Source organism: Nocardia iowensis, from assembly GCF_019222765.1.
Lineage (GTDB): Bacteria > Actinomycetota > Actinomycetes > Mycobacteriales > Mycobacteriaceae > Nocardia > Nocardia iowensis.
The window spans coordinates 3,156,519-3,178,909 of the sequence record NZ_CP078145.1; the positions used below are offsets into that span (position 1 = coordinate 3,156,519).

Consider the following 22,391-nt stretch of genomic DNA (forward strand, 5'->3'; position numbering starts at 1 on the left):
CCATGCTTTGGGAGTTCGCGAGGCACGCGAGGCTCATCCCGGGCTGGTACCCACATCACAGTGGATCCGGACCCAGCGGTACCGATCGGTGTGATCGGCAGGCAGCATCGCGGCCCGTGGCCTCCTCCGTTACACAGGTTGAGGAGTTCGACGTGATCGGTCCTGCCGTGTTGGCCGCTGTGCCGAAGCGCACGCGTCAGAGTGGACGTGGCGCAGGGCTCGGTCGCGAGCTACGTCGGGTTCCGGACGGCGCTGACCGCTGTTCACCACGGTGAGCGCCGAGGGATCGGCGGCCGAGATGGTCGGCGCCGCACTGATGCTCACGCTCGACCTCGACGTGGCCTCCTACGACGAGTTGCGCGCCGAGTTCCTCGCGATGACCGCCGAGGCGCAGCGGGCGTCGGGGCGCTCCAGGGCTGCTCTCGTCAAACTCTGCGCGGGTAAGCCCGGACGGCAAACCGTCTACAACTACGCCGGGGACCCGGCCTACACCAGTTTCCCCAAGCCCGCGCTTCTCGAAAAGTACTTGGCGTGCTGCGACTTCACGCCGCAGCAGGTGCGATTCGCGGTGGCCCGGTGCGCGGAGATCAGGCGCCGCTACCCGGAGGCGGGCAAGTCGTCGCCGCGCCAGAAGGAGTCGCCTCACGTCACCGCTGGGCACCAGGGCGGCAGTTCCCGTCCGGCACAGCCTGTGGGTCCACCTGCGGCGGGCGGGCAGAACGACGGCGCAGCTCTGTCCGGCCGCGATGACGGTCCGCTGTTGTCGCAGCCAGCGGGCTGGTCGAAGCCGTGGCGCGGTCTGGCGCGATTTCTGTCGCCGAAGAAGGTCACCGCATTCGGCTACCGCTATCTCGCCGACCCGCGGGTTATTACCTCGTTGTCGGCCGCGACGTACGAGCCGCTCGCGTCCGAGGTGTGGCGGCCGAGCCACCTCGTCGCGTCGACGCTGGATTCGGAGCCGCCCCATACGGCCGACCGGTGGTGGGTCGGCAGTGTGTTGCGAAGTTCGGGAGTGCGGGTCTCGCCCGGGCGGACCGCGTGGCGGGTCGCCGGTAAGGGGCTGGCAGCCGCGCATCCTCGGGGCTACACCGTGGCCGGTCTCGTCCACGATGCCTATCGTGCTGCCGGTATCACGTTGCCTGCCAGTTCGGATGAGCAGTCCCGCGCCGGGGTACCGGTGCCGTTCGAACATGCCGAGCCCGGCGACATTCTCATCCTGACCGATGGCCGGGAGGGAATGTACGCGGGCAACGGCAAGGCGCTCATGATCGCATCGCCTTCGCTGGGGTCCTATCTGTGCCCTGTATCGCGCGACCAAGTCCAGACCACGCGCCGCATCTCCTGGGAGTCGGTGCAGCTGGCGGACCGGCCTCGGGATGATGGAATCGGCCGCCCGGCCCCTGTGGACGTCCCGCAGGGTGTCGAGAACGCCGGTCCCGCAGCGCCTTCGGATCCGCCGCTGCCCCTGGTCGAAGCTGAAGGTGAGCCCGCTTCGACCGAGGCGGTCATGGAGCAGTTCGAGCGGATGATGCGCGAGGTGACCGCGCAAGTCGAGGCTTGTGGACACGCCGCCGACCCGGGGCTGGCCGCGCTGCGGGCGATCGACGGGCTGGCCTTCCCGTTTCCGTACGAGGGCTCGCAAACCTGGCTTGTCCGTGCGGCATTCAAGGCGATCGACCTGCCGCTGCCGCCGGAGATTCGTTTCGAACTGCCGGTGATGGCGGTCGCGGCGCGGCACGTGGACCTTCGGCCCGGCGACATCGTCTTCACCGAATCCGGTGTGCTCGGCATCTACGGAGGCAACGACGAGCTGGTCTACCTGGGCCCAGGGGGCGCGCGGGCAACCAGCGTGTTGCAGCCCGCGTTGTATGTGGCGGCGTGGCGCGTTACCGCCGTGCCCGCACGGGACGGTCATGGGTTGGTGAGCAGGGTGGCGATGGTCGAGCACGATGATGCGGGGCGTCTCGCGCGGATCTATCGTCCGGGGGAACGACGCAGCGGTCGGCACCGCCGGTGCCCGGAGACCGCGGAGGTCGTCGCGATGGTGATCGAGGTCATCGAGGAGGCGAAGCGGCGCGGGGTAGAGATGCCGCTGGCGGGGCAAGAGTTGTTCACGGCGGCGCTGACGCGGGGCATCGAATTCTCGTCGGTGACGACCGCCTGGGACCCGGTGCAGGAACCGGTGTACCCGCGCGATGCTCGGCTGCGTGCGGTTCAGGTGGTGCCGACCGGCGGCCCGTCGACCGCTACGGAGCTGCTCAAGAGCAGATTGTCGACAGTGCCTGCAGCGCGGTGGTCGGCGCGTAATCGGCCCGGTGTCGCCTAGGTAGGACAGTCACGCGGAATTCGGCTGCCGAGTAAAGGTGGCTCCTGAATGAATTTTCAATTATTCGTGCCTTTGTGAGCTGATGACTTATATCGAGTCGGCTGTTCGATGGTTTTCCTCAAGCGCTGCATTCCGCGATTAAGAGCGGCGGTCTGATGCTGAGGGTGGACCTCCGCTTGCGGACGGGGGTCCACCGGTACACCCCGTTGCTCGGTCACATTCCCTTTGCGTGAGTCCGGGGGAGCGGGCGGGTGAGGATGTCACGGTGCCCGACTCGGGACACAGTGAACCATGGACCCGCGATTGGAACAACCCTGACATTCGTCCCCAACGCTGACTCGCCCATGTCCACTCCGTGTCCAAATTTCCAAATCTGCTGGTAAACAATCATTTTGGGCGATTCCAAACGATTCCGTTTGGAATCGCCCCGGGCGTGGCGGTTGCTGATCGGAGTCATTTGGAATCGGATTTGGAATTCCAATAGCTCGGCGAACGGCGAGGCGGGGGAGAAGAATTCGGAAACCTGCGCGGACCTGTCCGGTGCCATGCCAGAGCGTTTCTCTGTCGGCTGAACCGCTTCCGGCATTCGGTTCAACAGGAACGTTGAAAAATGGCCTGATGTAGTTATGATCGTGTCGTCGTCCCCGGTGGGGAAGGCCATGGGAGCACGAAACCTTGCGGATCGGGGCTCGCCAGGAATTCGAGAAAAAAATGCACTTCGTGTGCGTCGGTTACATTCCCTGCAAATGCGTGAGTCCGGTGTTCCGGCGTGGCGGTTCAACGCTCGAACACGGACTCCTCGACGAGGAGTTCGAAACCCAGATGTTGAATTCTCACCGCGATCCCGTGGACCCCACCGCGCAGCAGGCCGCAGGCGCGGAGGACGCCCAGGATCAAGTGCTCGCCGCCGCGACCATGTCGATCGTGCACATGTCCCAGCACCCGCAGTCGGCCACGTCGTCGATTTCGCCGGACACGCTGGGTGAGGCCGCCGTAGGGTCGGCCGAGTGCGACCACACAGATCGGCCGCCTGGCCAGTCGCTGGTTGCGCCGTCCCCGGCGGCTCCGGCGACCGGCGACCAGCGGTCCGTGCCGACAAGGCCGATCTGGCGCAGGACCAAAGTAGACATCCGGCTGGTGTCGGGCGGCGTGATGACAATCGTGGTGTTCACCGAGATGATCGTCGGTGGGTGGTGGCCCGACGACACCATGGACTGGACCTTGGCCGGCGGTGCCACCGCGTTCGCCGTCCCGACCGGGTGGCGAATGCTCAAGGCCGTGTGGCGGAAATACGGTCCCGCCCGCTTCTGGATCTACTACGAGAAGACCGGATAATGAGCCTCCCCGACCAATCGCCGGTGTCACCCGCCGTGAGCGGGTGACACCGGCGACCTCGGCGGCGGGAGTCGAATCGCCCGCCACAGCGTGCGATAGAAGTCGGGATAGGTGCGTTCGACGTGCACCGCTCGCCGGCGCGTCTCGTCGTGTCTGGCGGGCAGCCGGTTGATCGGCACGGACATCGCCGCGTGGTGTTCGATGTGCAGGTTGTTGCCGTTGGTGAACCACGTGCTCAACCGACTGCCCCGGATGGACCGGGTATTGCGCAGCACGTCAATGCTCTCGGTGTCGCAGAGGATGTGCTCGGGCAGTTCGACCAGGAAGTGCATCGGGACCGCGAACAACAACGGCAGCAACCAAATTCGCAGAACGACGCCGTGGTATCCGGTCGCCGCCATGGCTACCGCGCCGAGGATCAGCGCGCCGAGGATCAGATGTTCGGTGATGGTCCGCCGCCGCATCAGGGTGCTGATGTCGCCGTATTCGTACCGCCAGCGGCCGGTGGCCGAGCGCAGCACATCGCGCACGACGAGTACGAGCCGCGGATAGTCGAACATGCCGCGCAACAGCAGACCGACCGTGAGGGGCTTGCGGATGTCGAAGCCGAAGAACTCGGTGTCCTGCGGTGTGCCGAGGTATCGGTGATGCTGTAGGTGGCGTACCCGGTAGTTGCTGTAGACGACCAGCAGCGGCAGGCCGAGTGGCACGCCGACCAGCCGGTGCGGCCACGCGGCGCGGAACGCGGAATGGTGCAGCGCTTGGTGTTGCAGCTCGACGGCGTGGGTGTACATGGCCGCCAGCAGCAGCACGCCGACGAACAGCGCGAGCGGCTCGGGTCGCAACGCCAGGACGACGCCGAGCCCGGTGAGGGCGGCGAGCACTGCCAGCTTGGTGAGGAAGACGCGCTCGTCGGCGGCTTCGGTCCGGGCACGGGTGAACAGCAGGCCGGGAGGGTGGGTCATCTGATCTTCTCGGCTCGGTCAGCGGCCGCTGAGTAGGACGACGTGCGTTCCGGTGAGCGGGGTTTCGCGGGCATGACCGAGCAGTCCGGCGAGGGCGACCGCCCCGGACGCGGTCGGCCGGGCACCGTGGCGGACCAGCAGATCCCGGGCGGCCAACAACTCCTCGTCGTCGGCTCCGTGCACCGCGCCAGCGGTGTCCGCCACCGCGGCCATGGCCTCGGGACCTTGCAGCGCATGCCAATTGACCAGTGGCTGGTTGTGGTCGGTGGTGACGACGCCGTCCGGCGGAAGCATCCGATACGCACCGGGCCAACTGGTCACGACGGGGTTGTTCGCGGCCGAACCGACGCCGTGGATCGGCACCGACCAACCCACCGCCCGCAGCTGCCGATGCACCGCGATGATGGTGGTGCCATTGCCGACCGGAATCCACAGTGCGGCAGGCGGTTCCCCGAGCGCCGCACGCAGCGCGTGCACGACAACGCCGTGGCCATCGAACACCGCGTCCACATACGGCCCGTCGACATTGCCGTCGATCCAGCCGTCGGTGCGCGCGAGTCTGCGGGATTCGTCGACGGCGTCCTCGTAACTACCCGACACCAGGTGCACGTCCGCACCGGCCGCCCGCATGAAGGCGCCGCCATCGCTCCAGCCGGTGGGCAGCACCACGGTGCAGGCCATGCCCGCCGCCGCGCACGCCATCGCCATGGCCCGGCCGTAGTTGCCGCAGGTCGCGATGACGACCCGCCGGTATCCGTCGGAGACGGCGCGGGCAACCACCGCACGAGCGGCCGGTTCCTTGTGACTGCCGGAGGCGTAACGGGTTTCGTCCTTGATCAGGACCTGGGTTCCGGGCACGAGCTCGCCCGCGTCGATGAGCGGGGTGGCGTACGCATCGATCGGTGCGGTGGGTAGTGGTGAGGCGGGCACTGTCGGCCTTTCATCGGGAAAGTTGAGCGTCGGCGTGGCGTTGCAGGTCGTCGCGCGAGTCGATCTCGGCGGGTGGCAGGGCGTCGGGCAGATGGTCCTCGAGCAGGCGCAGCTCGGTGTCGAACCAGCCGCGGATCGCCCAGGCGAGTTGGAGCAGACCGCTGAGGACAACAAGCAGCGCAAGGCCGCGCCCTGGACCGACTCCGATGAGCTGGCCGATGGTGGCGGCGAGCGGACCATCCGGTTCGAGCAGCGGTTGGACGTAGCGCTCCGCGAGCGGGCCGACCAGCAGATAGCCCAGCGGCATGGTCAGCATCATCACGGTGATGAAGATGGACAGGACGCGGCCCTGCAATTCGAAACCGACCTTGCTCTGCACCACCGCGATCCAGTGACCCTCGGCCAGGGACTCGCCGAAGGTCAGCAGAAACATCCCGGCGACGACGAAGACGGGTGTGTTACTTAGGCCGACGACGGCCATGCCGAGGCTCCCGATCCCCATGAACACGATCAAGCCGTTGGCCCGCCGTACCGTGCCGCCCCACAGTCCCATCACCAGGCTGCCCGCCAGGCCGCCCAATCCGCCTGCGCCCAAGGCGATCCCGAGCACCGCGGCGGACTGTTCGAGTAGCAGCATCGGCGTGATGACGGCGAAGCCGAGGGTGTAGAACGCGTGGTCGATGACGAAGAAACGCAGTGCGGCGCGCATTCCCTGGCGGCGCGTGATGTAGCGCCAGCCGTTGCCGATCTCGCTGCGGAAGGTCTCCTCCCGGCGGCGGAACATCAAGTCCGGGAACCGGATCAGCAGCAGGGTGAGCACGCCGACGCCGAAGGTCAGCATGTCGATCAGGATCACCCCCGCGATGCCGACCAGACCGATCAGGCCCGCGCCGAGCATCGGGGCGAACACCAGCCCGACACCGACGCCGAGCTGACTGATGCCGTTGGCGTGCCCGAGGTAGCGCTTGGGGACCAACTGGGCGACGGCGGCCAGATACGCCGGGCGCTGGAACGCCCCGGCGATCGAGGTGACCGCGACCGCGAGGTAGACGTGCCACAGCTGTAGCCCGCCGGTGAACACCAGTACCGCGAGCATGCTCATCGCCAGGGCCGCGGAGGCGTCACTGGCCAGCATCACCCGGCGCCGATCCCAGCGATCGGCGGCGGCGCCGGCGATCGGGCTGGCCACAATGCCCGGCAACAGACCGATCGCGTTGACAACGGCGAAGTCGGTGATCGACCCGGTCTGTTGGAACACCCAGATGCTGAGGACCAGCGTGCTGAGTCCGCTGCCAACCATGGACACGAACTGACCGAGGGCGACCAGCGCGAACCGGGCCAGGCTTGGTGCTGGACCAGCGGCGGGTGGCGCAACCGGTGCGACGGTGCGCCGGGTGTCCCGGTCGGTGAACTCGACCAGCGCCTCGGCCAGCGGCTCGGCGTGGGTTTTCACGAAAAAGTGCCCGGCCCTTGGCAGTACGGCAAGCTCGAGGGGTCCGTCGCTGAAGTGCCGCCATTCGAGGTGGCGTTCGGTGTGGTGCTCGGTGACCCGGTCTCGCGCGCCGACGACAGCCAGCACCGGTGTGCGCAGCGGTGCCGGTGGGTCGGTGTAGGCGGCGGTGAAGTACTCCTCGGCGTCGCGCGCGTCGTGCCGGACATTGCGCACCACGAAGGCCTGCTGCTCCGCGTCATCGATGTCGACGAAGCCGCCGCGGCCGCGCAGATACGTCAGGTATTCGCGATCGGAGGTGAATCGGTCGGTCGGGATGAGCCGATAGAACCAGTCGAAGAACCGGCCGGGCAGGCGCGCGGTGGGGAAGCCCGCGCCGAGCGCCACGCCGACCAGCGCGATGCCCGCTGCCTCGGCTCGCCGAGCGAGTTCGATGGTGACGGCGACACCCAGGCAATGGCCGTACAGCAGAATCGGTCCGGTGATCGCGGTCAGTTCGGCCAGGATCAGCTCGGCGACCTCGGTGGCAGGCAACAGATCCTCGTCAGGGCGGGAGCGGTCGTGCCCGGGCAGTTCCGCGGCGTACAGCGCCCAGTTCGCGGGCAGCGCCGCGGCGAGGGGTTGGTAGGCGACGGCGCTGCCGCCGGAATACGGCACCGCCACCACCGTGATTCCACCGGCCGCGGCGTCGGCGGGGGTGAGTCGGTGCAGCAGACGGCGTTCCATGGTCGGGCCGGGTGCGCGCCCATCGAGGAGTGCCGCCAAGCGGCGGACCGTTGGGTGTTGATAGAGGTCGACCAGCGCGGGCGTGGGTTGGATGCGCCGGACCACCTTCAGCGCCGCGAACGAGTCGCCGCCGAGCGCGAAGAACGCGTCGTCGATGCCGATGTCCGCGATGCCGAGCACCTCGCTCCACGCCGCCGCGATCCGCTGCTCGGTGGGCGTGCGCGGCATAGATCCCGCGCCTGGGGCGGTGCCGTCCGGCGGTGCCGGTAGCCGTTGGCGATCGAGTTTCCCGTTGGGAGTCAGTGGCAGCGCGGCGAGGGTGAGCACCCGGGCGGGCACCAGGTGCGTGGGCAACTCGGCGGCGAGTGCTTCTCGAATCGTGTCCTCGTCGGCGTCCGTGCCGTCGCGGGTGACGACGTAACCGACCAGCTGAGCGAGCCCGGACGGCAGCGCGTGCACGGCCACCGCGCAACCGGCCACCTCGGGCACCGCGCCGAGGACGATCTCGACCTCGCCGATTTCGACCCGGTATCCGTTGACCTTGACCTGACCGTCGAGGCGTCCGAGGAAGTCGACCTCGCCGTCGAGCCGCCAACGGGCGGCGTCGCCGGTGCGGTACATCCGCGCGCCGGGTTCGGGCGCGAACGGATCGGGGACGAACCGGTCGGCGGTGAGTTCGGGGCGGCGGTGGTATCCGGCCGCGACGCCGGCGCCGCCGAGGTACAACTCGCCGACGATGCCGGCGGGCACCGGTGCGCGGTACGCGTCGAGCACGTAGACCCGGTTGTTCGGGAACGGACGGCCGATCGGCAGTGGTGCGTTGTCGGCGAGATGGTCCACCGCACCCGCGAACCAGAGATTGTCCACGGTCACCTCGGTGACGCCGTACGCGTTGACGACCCGACCGGCCGGACCCACCAGCCGACGGGCCAGCTCGTATTCCCGGACGTGCCACTGCTCGCCACCGCCGATCAGCAGCCGCACGAAGTCGAGGCGCTTGCCGGTCTGCTCGACGTGGGTGAGCAAGGCGCGCAATACCGCTGGGACGAGTTCGGTGCACTGGACGCGCTCGGTGCGCATCAAGGCGGACAAGTCCGCGGGATCGAGCAGGGTCTCGCGGGGCACGATCACCAGACGGCCACCGGTGGTCAGGGCGCGCAGTGATTCGCCGACGAACATGTCGAAGGAGAAGCTGGCCGCCTGCTGATAGGTCCACTCCGCGCGCAATCCGTAAGCGTGCCGCCACATTCCGGCCGCGTGCACCAGGTTGGCGTGGCTCACCACGACGCCTTTGGGTCGGCCGGTGGAGCCGGATGTGTAGATCAGGTAGGCCGGGTCGTTGCCGGTATTGAGCACCGGCAGATCACTGCTGTCCTCGGGGGTGTCGCCGGTCAGGTACGACGCGTCGATCACGACCTTCGCGTCGCTGTCGGCCAGCATGTAGTCGAGCCGGTCCCGCGGATACGCCGGGTCGAGTGGCACGTACGCCGCACCCGCCTTGAGTACTGCCCACATCGCCGTGAACAGGTCGAAGCCGCGGTCGAGGGAAATCGCCACGCGCTCGCGGGGCGCCACCCCTTCCGCGCGCAGCCGCCGGGCGAGCCGGTTGGCCCGGCGATTCAACTCGGCATAGGTGATCGTCGCGTCGCGGAAGGTCAGCGCCGGTGCGTCGGGAGTCGTTGCGGCACAACGTTCGAACAACTGATGGATGGTGGTCGCGTCGATCTGTGGTCGAGTGCTGTCGTTCCATTCGTCGACGATTCGATGCCGTTCGGCATCGGTGAGCATGGGGAGCCGGGTCACCGGAGTGTGCGGGTCGGCGATGGCAGCGGCCAGCAAGGTCAGCAGGTGGCCGAGCAGTCCGTCGATCCGCGCGGCATCGAACAACTCGGTCGCGTAGTCGATGCTCAGCACCGCTGCGTCGACCGGAAAATCCAAGCCGACGGCCAAGTCGACCATGGTCGCGGCGGGCGCGAGTTCGCCCGCGTAGTGCACCGTGGGTCCGGTCGGAGCCGGGGCATTGTGCACGGTCAGCGTCACCGGACTGATCCGGTTCCGATTCCCGCTGCCCGGCAGGGCCAGCGCGTCGACCAGGTCGGGCAACGCCAGGTCTTGATGATCCAGATCGCGCAACACCCCGTCGCGCACCCGGTCGAGCAGCTCGGCGAACGACGGATCGCCGGAGACGTCCCCGCGCATCGGCACAATGTTCAGCAGCGGTCCGACCACCGCATCCAGACCGTTCGCGGTACGCCCGGCAACCGGGGCCAGCACGGTGATGTCGGTCCGGCCGGTGTAGCGGGACAACACCGTCTGCAGTCCGGCCAACAGCACCATGAACAGGCTGGCCCGCCGGGTTTGCGCGTAGGCCCGCAGAGCGGTGAGTAACTGCGGGTCGAGGCGGGTGTGAACGCGGGCGGCGGCGAACGACCTGGCGGCCGGACGCGGGCGGTCGCTTGGCAGTTCCAGGTCGAGATCCGCACCGTCGAAACGCTCCCGCCAATAGGCGGTCAGCGAAGAATCGGCCCTTGCGGTGGCGGGCAGGACGGCCAGATCGGGCAGCGGCGCGGGAGCGGGGAGACCGCTGTCCGCGCCGGTGCGGGCGGCGCGATACAGCTGGGCGAGTTCGTCACCGACGATGCCCGCCGACCACCCGTCGAACGCGAGGTGGTGCACGACGAACACGACCTCGTCCTGGTTATCGCCGCGGAGAAGGAACGCTCGCGCGATCGGCCCGTGCCGCGGGTCGATGCCGCGGGTGTCCGGAGCGGATTCGAGCAGCGGGATCGTCGCGTCCGGATCGATCACCAGGCTCGGTTCCGCGCCGTCGTCCGGAAAGCGGGACCGCAGCAGCGGGTGGCGGTGGGCGAGTTCGGCGAGGCTGCGGGTGAGTGCCGTCGTGTCGACGTGACCGTCCCACCGGTAGCGGATACCAAGCGTGTGCGCGGGCAGCCCGACACAGACCTGTTCGGCCACCCATAGGTCGCGTTGCAGTGGGCTCAATTGCCGGGGCACGCTCTCCGGTATGCCGTCTGGAGTCGAACTGTCTCGTTCGGCGGCGGCGTGATTCAACAAGGCAGCCACCGCGGCGACAGTGGGAGTCGCGTACAGCCGACTCAGCGTGAGGTCGACGCCGTATCGGTGGCGGAGGGCGACGATCTGGCGCACGGCACTGAGCGAGTCACCACCGAGGGCAAGGAAGTCGTCGTTCGGCCCGTCGACCCGCACCCCGAGGATCGACTCCCACAACGCGGCAACCGTTTCCTCGTCGGCCGTGCCTGTCCATGGCCGACTGCTCACCTGCGGCTGCACGGCGGATGCCAGTGCCGGGTAGTCGATCTTGCCCTGCGGCGTGAGTGGAAGTCTTTCGTGGCGGATCAGCCCGGCCGGAACGAGGTGGGCAGGCAGGGTCGCACGCAGCGCCGCCATGACCCCGGCCAAGTCGGTGTCCGGCCTCGTGACCACATGGCCGATCAGCCGGGAATGGCCGTCGCGCTGCTCGACGGATACGGCGGCGTCGTCGATGACCGGGTCCGCCCGCAGCGCCGTCTCGATGTCACCGGGCTCGATTCGGAAGCCACGAATCTTCACTTGATTGTCGAGTCTGCCGAGGAATTCGAGCTGACCGTCCGACCAGCGGGCCCGGTCGCCGGTCCAGTACTCCATCCCGTCGGGTCCCGGCCGGAATCGCGCGGCGGTGAGTTCCGGATGGTTCAGATAGCCCTCGGCGACGGCGGGCCCGCCGATCAGGAGTTCACCGGTCTGTGCAGGACGCCCGTCGACATCGACGATCCGGCAGGTCACACCCGCCAGCGGCGTGCCGATCGGCACCACGTCTCCGGACCACTCGGTGAGGTCCGCGACGGTGGCCACGACCGTGGTCTCCGTCGGGCCGTAGGTATTGAGCAGGCGCGGTGTGCCGCCGACCGCCGCCTGCCAGCGGCGTACCGCCTCCGGCCGGGCCGCTTCCCCGCCGATGATGACCAGCCGGACCGTCGTCGGCAGTACAGCCTCGCCCCGATCGAGCGCGGCGACCAGCTCATGCCAGTAGGCGGTTGGCAGGTCGAGAACGGTCACCCCCCACCTCGCGCAGCGGTCGAGGAACAGGTCAGGGCGGCTGATCATGTCTTCGTCGCGGAGCACCAGGGTCGCGCCACAGCTCAGCGTGGGGAAGATCTCCTCGACGCTGGCATCGAAACTCAGGGACGCGAATTGCAATACGCGATCGTCGGCACTGAGTTCGTACCGATCGCTTGCGGCCGCACTGAATGCCGCGAGCGCGCGGTGCGACACGACGACGCCCTTCGGCCGCCCGGTCGTCCCCGAGGTGAAGATGACGTAGGCGGCGCCCGGCTGCGCATCGCTGCCCACGGCTACGACACCGGTTTCGGTGACCAGCGCCCGGGGCCGTGCGTCGGCGAGCATCGCCTCGAGTCGTGCCGCCGGATAGGCCGGATCGAGCGGTACGTATCCGGCTCCCGACCGTAATGTGGCCAGGATCGCGACGACCGCTGCCCGCCCGCGCGGCAGCTGAATGCCGACGAGATCTCCGGCCCGGACGCCCATCGCGGTGAGGCGCTGAGCGAAATCGTCGACGCGATCGGCGAACTCGGCGTAGGTCAGCTGCCCGTCGTTATCGACCAAAGCCGTCGCCGCGGGCCGGCGGCTCACCTGTGCCGAAATGGACTGCCAGATCCCGTCTGCCACCTCGGGTCGGAATGCCTCAGTGGCAGAACTCACCGGAACTCCTCGCTTCGAACTACTCGCGAAAGATGTTATGGCTCAGTGGATCTGCGCGACTGGCACGGAAGGACACGATGATCTTCCAGTGATGACATCGATGATCAGTTGATGATTGATCTGAACGGCCACGTGGACCACGGCGCGCCTCCGAGCGGGGGAGCTTCGCGAGGCTTTGCCGGAGGTGACCAACCGACCGTAAACAAACCGTAAGGTGCTGCCTGCAGAGTCGTTCTCGACAACGCGAAAGAAACCGAAAGGAAATCCGCCATGGGCACCATCGCAGTTCACGAGTTCATCGCACTCGACGGGGTGTACGAGGATCCGTCCTGGACCTTCGAGTACGGATTCGACCCGAAGATGGGGGAGACCCTCGGCGCCATCACCTCCCAGGCAAAAGCAATCCTGCTCGGCCGCAACACCTTCGAGATGTTCGCTCCCGCCTGGTCGACCCGCACGGTGGAAGACGACCCGGGTGCGCCGTTCTTCAACGACACGATGAAGTACGTGGTCGGTGCCCGGGAGCCCGAGGTCGAGTGGGCCAACAGCACCCGCCTCGGCGCCTACGACCCGGACGCCATCCGCAAGCTCAAGGACGAGATCGACGGCACGATCTACATCAGCGGCAGCGGCACCCTGGTGCGCGCGCTGCTCGCCGCCGGACTGGTCGACGACCTGCACCTGTTCGTGTACCCGATCGCGCTCGGCAAGGGCGAGCGGTTGTGGAGCGAGGGCGTCGACGCGACCAAACTCGCGCTCACCGAGTGCGAGACCTATGACAACGGTGTCGTCCACCTGCACTACGGCCCGGCCGCGGCCTGACGCCTCGGCAGCCGAGCCACCTCACGTGAGCACCGGCATCGTCAACAGTTCCCTGTTGTCGGTGCCGGTGTCTGCGTGGTGCACCGGCTGATCCCCCAAATGTCCTCCGCCGAGGGCAGATCCGACCGCGTCACGCCTCGCGGAATTCGTCCTCCGAGGCACCGAGGCGCCAGTACCCGCGAAATGTCACATCGGCTTTCGGGATGTGCCGTTCCGTGACGAGGTGGCGGCGCAGCGCCCGGACGACACCGGATTCGCCCGCGATCCACGCGTATGGCCGCGACCGCGGGAGCACGGCGGCACGGATCGCCTGGACGAGCTGACCACGGTCGCGGTCGTCGTGCACCAGCCAGGTGATCTCGGCCGCCGCCTTCGTGTGCAACTCCCGGCGATCGGCCTGGTGCGGAACCTCGATCCACACCTTGGCGATGGTTCCGGCGGGCAGAGTTTCGAGGATGCTCGCGGCCGCGGGCAAGGCCGTCTCGTCCGCGGCGATCAGCACCCATTCCGCGTCCGCGGGCGGACGGAACGCAACACTGCGATTGTCGCCGTCGCACGGCCCGAGGATGGTGACCCGATCTCCCGGTCGCGCCCGCGCCGCCCAGCGCGCCGCCGGTCCACCATCGGCGTGCGGGACGAAATCGATATCCAGTTCGGCTGTCTCGGGCCGATGCGCACGCGCGGTATAGGCACGCATCACCGCACGGACCGCAGGATCGGCAGCCCGCCATTCGGCAAACCAGTTGTCCCCCGCCTCGATCGGCACCCACGGCATGCGTTGACCCGGGTGCGGCAGGAACAGCGACAGGCTCTGATCCCGTCCGCCGCTGGCGAAGCCCGCCAAAGGCGCACCGCCGAAAACGATCCGGAGCTGGGACGGGCTGAGCAGTTCGGTTCGCCGGACCGGCACATTCTCGAAGAACCGAAAAGGCTGCGCGCGCATGGTGTTTTCCCGTCAGGTCAGTTTGCCGGAGCGGCGAATGGCGGCGGCAAGGTCGTCGAGCAGCGGTGCGGTACCGGCGTGCGAGAACCGGTACACCGGCTGCCAGCCGGTGACCTGGTTGCCGCGCACCGCGGGCAGGCCGCGCCAGACCGGGTTGGCGGCAAGCGCTTCCGGTGTCAACGCGGCGGACCTGCGGTCGAGCAAAATCAGATCGGCCGGATACCTGTCGGTGTTCTCCCAGCTCAGTTCCTCGAAGAAGCCGTCGCCGACGACGTGCTCCGGGGTGACCATGCCCACCCCCAAGTGCGCGAAATAGCTCAGGTCAGCGGACGCTTTCGGATCGGAGACGTAAAAGATGCCCGGCGTCGCCGACGCCGCCATGACGCGCAGTCCCGGCCGCTGCGCCACCGCGTCGCGGACCGCCTGCGCGGCGGCGTCGAATCGGGCCTTGGCCTGAAGGGCCTTGGGCGCGTTGAGATCTGCGCCCAGCGCCTGAGCGAGCTCGGCGTATCGCGCGATGGTCTCCGGCAGGGTCCGGCGGGCGACGCGCACCGCCGCCACGTTCGGATTGATCGCCAGAATCTTGGCCCTGCTCTCGTTCGGGATGTACCAGAGTTCGTCGGGCGCATACATATCGGTGACGAGCAGATCGGGTTCGAGTGCCGCGTACTTCTCGACATTGAACTCGCCCCAGTTGTTGCCGAGCACCGTCACCTTGCCGAGATCGAGGTCGCCCATCAGCGGGGCCGGTTCGCCTGCCGCCGTACGTGTTTCGCCGAAGATGCCGACGATGCGATCCTGTAGGCCATAGTCCGCGAGCATTCCGGCGGCGCCGACGAACGCGACGATCCGAGACGGGACCTCCGCGGTCCGGACGGTACTGTTGCGATCGTCGGTGAACGACCAACCGCCCGGCCCGGTGAACGGTTCGTCCACCGGGGACCGGCCGGTGCACGCCGTGACGGCGGCACCGAGCCCGACCGCGCAGGTGGTCGCGAGCAGGCGGCGGCGGGATAGCTGGATTGTGTCCATGGCGGCCATTAGAACCACCTGTCACAACTTAGGCAAGCCTCACCTGGATGAGGTTTCTCACGCCACCCTGGCCACACCGGGCGAAATTAGGGTAGCCTAACTAAGATCGACTACGGGAATGGGGTGGCCCAATTGAGCGAGACCATACAGCCGGAAAATCAGCCGGACATCGTGCTGCGGCGACTGACGACAGGCTTCATGACAACCTTCGTGGTGCGTGCGGCGGCGGAGCTCCGGCTGCTCGACGCATTCGGCGCGGCACCTCGACCGGTCGGCGCGGTCGCCGAGGACTTGGCCGTACCGCGGGTGACCCTGGTCCGGCTGCTGCGCGCACTCACCGCGCTGGGTCTGTTCACCGAAACGACGGTGGACTGCTTTGCTCCGACTCCGGCGGGCGAGCTGCTGCGCAGCGACCACCCGCAGTCGCTACACGCCTTCGTGGAAATGTTCACCGACCCGGTGATGACCAACGCCTGGCAGGATCTCGCGTCGAGCGTCCGCACGGGGAAGACGTCCTTCGACGAACGCTTCGGCGCGCCGTTCTTCGACCATCTGAAGACCGAACCGGCCATATCCGCCTTGTTCAACGCCTCCATGAGTCAGGCGTCGCGGGTGGTTGCCGAGGCGCTGCCGCAAGCGTACGACTTCAGCCGTTTCAGCACGGTGCTCGACATCGGCGGTGGCGACGGCACAGTGCTCGCGGGCATCCTGCGGACGAACCCGGAGCTGCGCGGGGTCATTTTCGACACGGAAGAAGGCAGTGCGCAAGCACCGGAACGGTTGGCCGAAGCGGGCGTGACCGAGCGGGCGTCGGTCGTCACGGGCGACTTCTTCACCGGCATTCCCGGTGGCGCCGACCTCTATGTGATCAAGAGCATTCTGCACGATTGGGACGACGACCGGTGCGTGCGGATCCTCCGGCAGTGCCGAGCGGTCTGCCCGCCGACGGGGACCCTGCTCATCATCGAACCTGTACTGCCGGAACGGGTTACCGAGACGGTGCCGGCGGGTCTGTACCTGAGCGACCTCAACATGCTGGTGAACGTCGGTGGCAGGGAACGCACCTGCGCCGAATTCGCCGAGCTGTGTGAGCAAGCCGGATTCGTCCTCACCACAACGTCTCCGCTCTCAGCGGACGTCGGCTTCTGGTATCTCGAGGCGAAGGCCGCCTGACGTGCTGATCGGCCTGTTCGCCGCCTAGCTGGCGTGCGTGGGATACGGGGTGCGCTTACGCCGCTGGTCCCGTCCGGTCCACTGATGCGGCGTAAGCCACGGAGTTGTGCTCGGCGAGGACGGTTTGTGGTCGGCCCTCGGCGAGTACCCGGCCATCGCGCAGCAGCAGACAATGGTCGGCGCGCATGGCCTCGGCGAGGTCGTGGGTGGCCTGTACGACCGTGACACCGTTGCCGCTGATCTCGGTCAACGCGCGCGAGATCTCTTGCTGCGTAGCCGAATCCAGTCCAGCGGCCGGCTCGTCGAGAAGCAGTAGTTCCGATTCCTGAGCCAGTGCCTGGGCGAGCAGCGTGCGTTGGCGCTGGCCGCCGGAGAGGCTGTCGAGGCGGCGGCGCGCGAGGTCGCCGATATCCATTCGCGCCATACAGGTTTCGACGACGCTGTGGTCGTGGCGGGACAGCCGCCGCCACGGACCGCGGTGCGCCCAGCGGCCCATGGCCACCGTTTCTCGGACGGTGAGCGGCAGTGTCGTGGGAACGGCGCTGTGCTGCACCACGAACGCCGGCCGACCCGAGGTCTGGTGTCGCACTACCCCTTCCTGTGGTGTGACGACTCCGGCCAGCACCCCGAGCAGTGTCGACTTCCCTGACCCGTTGGGGCCGACCAGGGCCGTGACCTGCCCGAGCGGGATCGTCGCGGTCACGTCGTGCAATACGAGGTGGTCGGAGTAGCCGGCGGACAGTCCACTGATGTGGATCGCGGCCGGGTGGTCGATGTGTCCCATGTCACCTCACTTGTAATGATAATCATTATCATCATAGTGTGGCCCATCATGGAGTGGCTGTTCGACCCGTTCGAGGTGGCGTTCGTGCAAAGAGCGGTGTGGGGTGGCCTGCTGGTCTCCTGCGTATGCGCGCTGGCCGGAACGTGGGTTGTGGTGCGCGGCATGGCTTTTCTCGGTGACGCGATGGCACACGGGATGCTGCCCGGTGTCGCGGTGGCGTCCCTGCTCGGCGGCAACCTGCTGCTCGGCGCCGCGGTGAGTTGTGCGGCAATGGCGTTCGGGGTTTCGGTCCTCGGCCGCAACCGGCGCTTCGCCGCGGATACCGGGATCGGCTTGTTGTTCGTTGGCATGCTGGCGCTGGGGGTGATCATCGTTTCCCGCTCCCAATCCTTCGCGGTGGACCTGACCGGTTTCCTCTTCGGTGACGTATTGGCTGTTGGCGAGCGAGATCTCGGGTATCTGGCCGCCGCGTTGCTGGTCGCCTTGGTGGTGGCGGTGTTCGGGCATCGAGCGTTCGTGGCGCTCACCTTCGACGCGCGCAAAGCGCACACCCTCGGTCTGCGGCCGAAGCTCGCGCACGTGGCCTTGGTCGGCCTGGTGACGCTGGCAATCGTCGCGTCATTCCACATCGTCGGGACGCTGCTGGTTTTCGGGTTGCTCATCGCGCCACCGGCGGCCGCCACCTACTGGGCCAACCGGATTCCGCTGATCATGGTGATCGCGGCGCTGCTCGGTGCGCTGTCGACCGTTGTCGGCCTGCTGATTTCGTGGCATGCCGGTACCGCTGCGGGGGCCACCATCGCGTTGGTCGCGGTGGGATTGTTCTTCGTCTCGGCCGTGGCCGCGGCGTTGCGCGATCGGATCCGGCGTTCCGCCAAACCCATTGCGCTGCTGGCAGTCATCGCTGCCGCCGTGCCGCTGGCCGGCTGCGGTTCCGGCGCCGACACTCCCGCTGTCGAGCCGACGCCGCACGGCTATGTCGCCGGAGCCGAGGAAGCATCCGACGCGCAATCACGATTGATCCTGGGAGACAAGGATTCCGGTGCGATCCGGGTGCTCGATCTGATCACCGAGGAAACCACCGAGGCAGGCCGGGTGGACGGGCTGACGGGCATCGTCACAGACGGCAGGTTCGCCTACGCCAGCGCAGGCGGGTCGGTGCGGATCGTGGACGGTGGCGCGTGGACCGTCGACCACGGTGACCACGTCCACTACTACCGCGCGCCGGTCCGCGAGGTCGGCTCGCTCGCCGGCGGTCGAGCAGCGGCCGCGCACAGTGACACCGCCGTAGTCGCACTGGCTGTCGACGGCGGCACGGTGCTGCTGGATCGGCCCGCACTCGACGGTGGGACAGTCACCGAACGCGATCGGATCAGCGCGGGGATCGCCGTGCCCTACGGCGAACATCTGCTGGTGGCAGGGGAGCGGGTGGCGGTCAGGACCCGCGATGGTGCGCCGGTGACGACTGTCGCCGAGTCCTGCCCGAGTCCGCGAGGTCAGGCGGTGACGCGCCGGGGCGTCGTCTTCGGTTGTGCCGATGGCGCATTGGTGGTGACCCGGCAGGACGGCGTCTTCACCGGCGCGAAGATCCCTTATCCGCACCAGGTTTCGGAGTCCGATCGGGCGGTCGAATTCACCCACCGTCCGGGCAGCACCACCCTCACCGCCCCGGCCGGACAGCAGGGTCTGTGGTCGCTCGACGTCCGGAAGAAGGCATGGACCCTGGCGCCGATCGGTCCGGTGCGGGCCGTGAACACCGCGGGCGAGGGTTCGCCACTGCTCGCCCTCACCCGCGATGGCGTGCTGCACGGTATCGACCCCGAAACAGGTGCCGAGAAACAGCGAATCCCGCTACTGGCCGACCCGCTCGCCGACGACGCCACAGCGCCGGTGATCGTCGTCGACACGAATCGTGCCTATGTCAGCGACGCGCGGGCTCGACGGGTGTACGAGGTCGACTACAACGACAACCTGCGCGTCGCAAGGACATTCACCCTCGATATCGCACCGACCTACCTGGTGGAGACGGGCTCATGAGAACTGTGATCCGCGTACTGGCCGCCATGGCCGTCCTGCTGTCGGCGCTCACCGCGTGCACGAGCGACGGGCGCGACGGCACCGGAATCGTCGTCACCACCAACATTCTCGGTGATCTCACCCGTGCCATAGTCGGCGACGCCACCGAAGTGACCGTCCTGATGGCGCCGAACGCCGACCCGCACGCCTTCGCGATCTCCGCCCAGCAGGCGGCGCAACTCGAACGCGCCGGGCTGATCGTGCACAACGGGCTCGGCTTGGAGGAGGGCGTCGCGCGCAATGTCGAGGCGGCCGAGCGGGCCGGTGTGCCAACGCTATCCGTCGCCGACCGCGTCGATCCCATCAGTTACGTCTCGGACGAATCGGCCGGTCGGCCGGACCCGCATTTCTGGACCGATCCGAAGCGGGTACGCCGGGCGGTCGAGGTGATCAGTGCCGGGATTACCGACCACGTCGACGGCATCGATACCGGGAAGGTCCGGGCGAATACCGACCGATACCTGACGGAGCTCGACCAGCTCGATCAGTGGATGACCGAACAGTTCGCCACCATCCCCGCCGAACGCCGGAAGCTGGTCACCAATCACCACGTATTCGGTTATCTGGCCCAGCGTTTCGGCTTCCAGGTGGTCGGCGCGGTGATACCCAGCGGAACGACCCTCGCCTCGCCGAGCGCGTCCGATCTCAGCGCCCTCGCAGGCGCCATCCGTGCCGCCGGTGTCGGCGCGATCTTCGTCGACTCCTCCCAGCCCGACCGGCTCGCCAAGGTCCTGGTCGAACAGGCCGGTGTGCGCGTGCAGGTCATCGGCCTGCACACCGAATCGCTCACCGAACCCGGTGCGGGCGCCGGCACCTACCTGGAAATGATGCGCGCCAACACCGCGGCGATCGTCCGCGGCCTCACCGCGCCATGAACACCGCACACCGCACGAGAAAAATGGAGCAGCACATGCATATTCGGTCACGAGCCACGAAAGCAGTGGCCCTGTCCGGGCTGATCGCCTCCGCCGTCGCTCTCAGTAGCTGCGGCGCAAAGGATTCCGATCACGCACACGAACCCGGCGCCGAGCCGATCGGGGTCACCTACGACGGCGGGATCTACCTGCTGGACGGAAAGTCGCTGGAGCAGTCCGGCGAGCTGAAACTGGATGGCTTCAACCGGCTCAACCCCGCGGGCGACGACCGCCACTTGATGGTGTCGACCAAGGACGGCTTCCAGGTGCTCGACGCATTCGACGCGAAATTCACCGGTATCGAGTTCCCCGGCGAGAAGCCGGGTCACGTCGTTCAGCATGCCGGGCGCACAGTGCTTTTCGCCGATGGCACCGGCGAAGTGACGATCTTCGACCCCGCCAAGCTCGACGGTGGCAAGCCGGCCACCGAGGTCTATCGTGCCGCCGCACCGCATCACGGGGTGGCGATCGAATTGGCGAACGACGAACTCGTCGTCACCCTCGGGACCGAGGAAAAGCGGGTCGGCATCGCGGTATTGGACAAGGACCGCAAGGAGATCACCCGCAGCGAGGACTGCCCCGGCGTGCACGGTGAGTCGACCGCACAGGGCGAGGCGGTCGTGATCGGCTGCCAGAACGGCGTTCTGGTCTACCGCAACGGTGTCATCACCAAGGTGACCAGCCCGACCCCGTACGGCCGAATCGGCAACCAGTCCGGCAGCGCGGCCTCCCCGATCGTGCTCGGCGACTACAAGCAGGACAAGGACGCCGAACTCGAACGCCCGCACCAGGTCTCGCTGATCGACACGGCAACGAACACCATGCGCTTGGTCGACATCGGCACCAGCTACACCTTCCGTTCACTGGCTCGCGGCCCGCAGGGCGAGGCACTGGTGCTCGGCACCGACGGCCGCATCCACGTGATCGACCCGGTCACCGCCACCGTCACCCGCACCATCCCGGTAATCGACCCGTGGCAGGAACCGCTGAAGTGGCAGCAGCCCCGCCCCGCCCTGTTCGTCCGCGGCGACACCGCCTACGTCTCCGACCCCACCAGCAAGAAGGTCTTCCGCATCGACCTGCCCACCGGCACCACCACAGCCACCGCAACCCTGCCCGCCACCCCCAACGAACTCAGCGGCGTCACCGGCCACTGACCTCTTTCGCCCCCCATCCCGCCCCGGCTCGCCGCTCGCGAGCCGGGCGGTCTCGACTCTGGCGACATCTCCGCCAACCTGCACATATGCGACGTGTCAATCTTGTACTGTCGCAGTGCAGGTCGGATGCAACAACCCGCCGCGACACTGCTCTGTGTGCCGCCGTACGTGTGCTGAGGAGTCGAAACCCCATGTCAGAGGAAAGTACGCCGACGATCCGAACGGATATCCCGCATTCGGCGCGCATTTGGAATTACTGGATGGGCGGTAAGGACAATTACGAAATCGATCAGATCGCCGGGGACGCGGGCAAGGAGATCGACCCCGACATCAGCACCATGGCGGTGCAGTCGCGCCAGTTCCTGATCCGCGCAGTCCGCTTCCTCGCCGGCGAGGTCGGCATCCGGCAGTTCCTCGACGTCGGTACCGGGCTGCCGACGATGCAGAACACCCACGAGGTCGCCCAGAGTATTGTGCCGTCGGCCAAGATCGTCTACGTGGACAACGACCCGTTGGTGCTCGCGCACGCCAGGGCGCTGCTCAACAGCACGACGAACGAGGGTGTCACCACCTACGTCGACTCCGATTTCAACAACCCCGAGCAGATCATCGCCGACGCGCGCAATGTGCTGAATTTCGACGAGCCGATCGCCGTCATGTTCATGGGCGTGCTCGGCCACGCCGAAACCTACAAGGATCTGCGGCGCATCGTGGGCACGGTGCTGGACGCCGTGCCATCGGGCAGCTACCTGGTGATGTGGGACGGTACCGACGACAGCGATGCCTACGTCAGGTTGTGTGCGGAGTACGCCAAGACCGGTGGCGCGCCGTACACCCCCCGGCCGCAAGCCGAGATCAGTGCGGTGTTCGACGGTTTGGAGATGGTGGAACCCGGTTTCGTGCCCATCACGCAGTGGCGTGTCCCGGAGACCGAGGTGGGCGACGCCCGAGCGATCTCGGCCTACGGTGCGGTGGCGCGTAAGCCCTAGTAGATCTTGAAGTCGCCGCCACGGTCTCC

14 protein-coding genes are annotated in these 22,391 nt (G+C 67.5%); 8 read left to right on the plus strand and 6 right to left on the minus strand.

From position 1 onward, the window contains the following. Positions 1–271: 271 nt before the first annotated feature. Positions 272–2,326: a C40 family peptidase gene (locus tag KV110_RS14495; RefSeq protein ID WP_218476605.1), complete on the plus strand. Its 2,055-nt coding sequence runs from the start codon at positions 272–274 to the stop codon at positions 2,324–2,326. 822 nt (positions 2,327–3,148) lie between these two features. Then, positions 3,149–3,661 (plus strand): hypothetical protein, encoded by a 513-nt coding sequence (locus KV110_RS14500; protein WP_218476606.1) that lies wholly within the window; start codon positions 3,149–3,151, stop codon positions 3,659–3,661. 26 nt (positions 3,662–3,687) lie between these two features. On the opposite strand, the gene KV110_RS14505 is transcribed toward KV110_RS14500, so the two are convergent. The 3 genes from KV110_RS14505 to KV110_RS14515 are packed head-to-tail and all read right to left on the minus strand — an operon-like array spanning position 3,688 to position 12,472. Continuing rightward, positions 3,688–4,626 carry a fatty acid desaturase family protein gene (locus KV110_RS14505; RefSeq protein ID WP_218476607.1) on the minus strand — a complete coding sequence of 313 codons (939 nt, stop codon included), beginning with the start codon at positions 4,624–4,626 and terminating at the stop codon, positions 3,688–3,690. Between the two features lie 18 nt (positions 4,627–4,644). Beyond that, positions 4,645–5,556 carry a pyridoxal-phosphate dependent enzyme gene (locus tag KV110_RS14510; RefSeq protein WP_218476608.1) on the minus strand — a complete coding sequence of 304 codons (912 nt, stop codon included), beginning with the start codon at positions 5,554–5,556 and terminating at the stop codon, positions 4,645–4,647. Between the two features lie 10 nt (positions 5,557–5,566). Beyond that, positions 5,567–12,472 carry a non-ribosomal peptide synthetase/MFS transporter gene (locus KV110_RS14515; protein ID WP_218476609.1) on the minus strand — a complete coding sequence of 2,302 codons (6,906 nt, stop codon included), beginning with the start codon at positions 12,470–12,472 and terminating at the stop codon, positions 5,567–5,569. A gap of 270 nt (positions 12,473–12,742) precedes the next feature. Between KV110_RS14515 and KV110_RS14520 the strand changes: the two genes are divergently transcribed. After that, positions 12,743–13,294: a dihydrofolate reductase family protein gene (locus tag KV110_RS14520; RefSeq protein WP_218476610.1), complete on the plus strand. Its 552-nt coding sequence runs from the start codon at positions 12,743–12,745 to the stop codon at positions 13,292–13,294. Positions 13,295–13,424: 130 nt separating this feature from the next. On the opposite strand, the gene KV110_RS14525 is transcribed toward KV110_RS14520, so the two are convergent. Both KV110_RS14525 and KV110_RS14530 read right to left on the minus strand, forming a co-directional pair. Then, positions 13,425–14,237 (minus strand): siderophore-interacting protein, encoded by an 813-nt coding sequence (locus tag KV110_RS14525; protein ID WP_218476611.1) that lies wholly within the window; start codon positions 14,235–14,237, stop codon positions 13,425–13,427. Between the two features lie 12 nt (positions 14,238–14,249). Then, positions 14,250–15,269 (minus strand): ABC transporter substrate-binding protein, encoded by a 1,020-nt coding sequence (locus KV110_RS14530; protein ID WP_246634535.1) that lies wholly within the window; start codon positions 15,267–15,269, stop codon positions 14,250–14,252. A 132-nt stretch (positions 15,270–15,401) separates the two neighbouring features. Between KV110_RS14530 and KV110_RS14535 the strand changes: the two genes are divergently transcribed. Next, positions 15,402–16,442 carry a methyltransferase gene (locus KV110_RS14535; protein WP_218476614.1) on the plus strand — a complete coding sequence of 347 codons (1,041 nt, stop codon included), beginning with the start codon at positions 15,402–15,404 and terminating at the stop codon, positions 16,440–16,442. 55 nt (positions 16,443–16,497) lie between these two features. Here KV110_RS14535 and aztA read toward each other — a convergent pair whose 3' ends face one another. Beyond that, positions 16,498–17,226, minus strand: a complete 729-nt coding sequence (aztA, locus tag KV110_RS14540; RefSeq protein WP_218476615.1) for a zinc ABC transporter ATP-binding protein AztA — start codon at positions 17,224–17,226, stop codon at positions 16,498–16,500. 48 nt (positions 17,227–17,274) lie between these two features. On the opposite strand from aztA, the gene aztB reads away from it, so the two are divergent. The 4 genes from aztB (at position 17,275) to KV110_RS14560 (ending at position 22,362) form a co-directional block, all read left to right on the plus strand. Continuing rightward, on the plus strand, positions 17,275–19,263 hold the full coding sequence (gene aztB / locus KV110_RS14545) for a zinc ABC transporter permease AztB (protein ID WP_218476616.1): 1,989 nt from the start codon (positions 17,275–17,277) through the stop codon (positions 19,261–19,263). Then, positions 19,260–20,177, plus strand: coding sequence for a zinc ABC transporter substrate-binding protein AztC (aztC, locus tag KV110_RS14550; protein WP_218476617.1), 918 nt, complete (start codon positions 19,260–19,262; stop codon positions 20,175–20,177). The genes aztB and aztC overlap by 4 nt, the downstream gene beginning before the upstream one ends. 35 nt (positions 20,178–20,212) lie before the next feature. Continuing rightward, positions 20,213–21,373 carry a zinc metallochaperone AztD gene (aztD, locus tag KV110_RS14555; protein WP_218476618.1) on the plus strand — a complete coding sequence of 387 codons (1,161 nt, stop codon included), beginning with the start codon at positions 20,213–20,215 and terminating at the stop codon, positions 21,371–21,373. A 191-nt stretch (positions 21,374–21,564) separates the two neighbouring features. Continuing rightward, complete coding sequence (locus tag KV110_RS14560; RefSeq protein ID WP_218476619.1) at positions 21,565–22,362, plus strand: SAM-dependent methyltransferase; 798 nt, start codon at positions 21,565–21,567, stop codon at positions 22,360–22,362. Positions 22,363–22,391 lie beyond the last annotated feature (29 nt).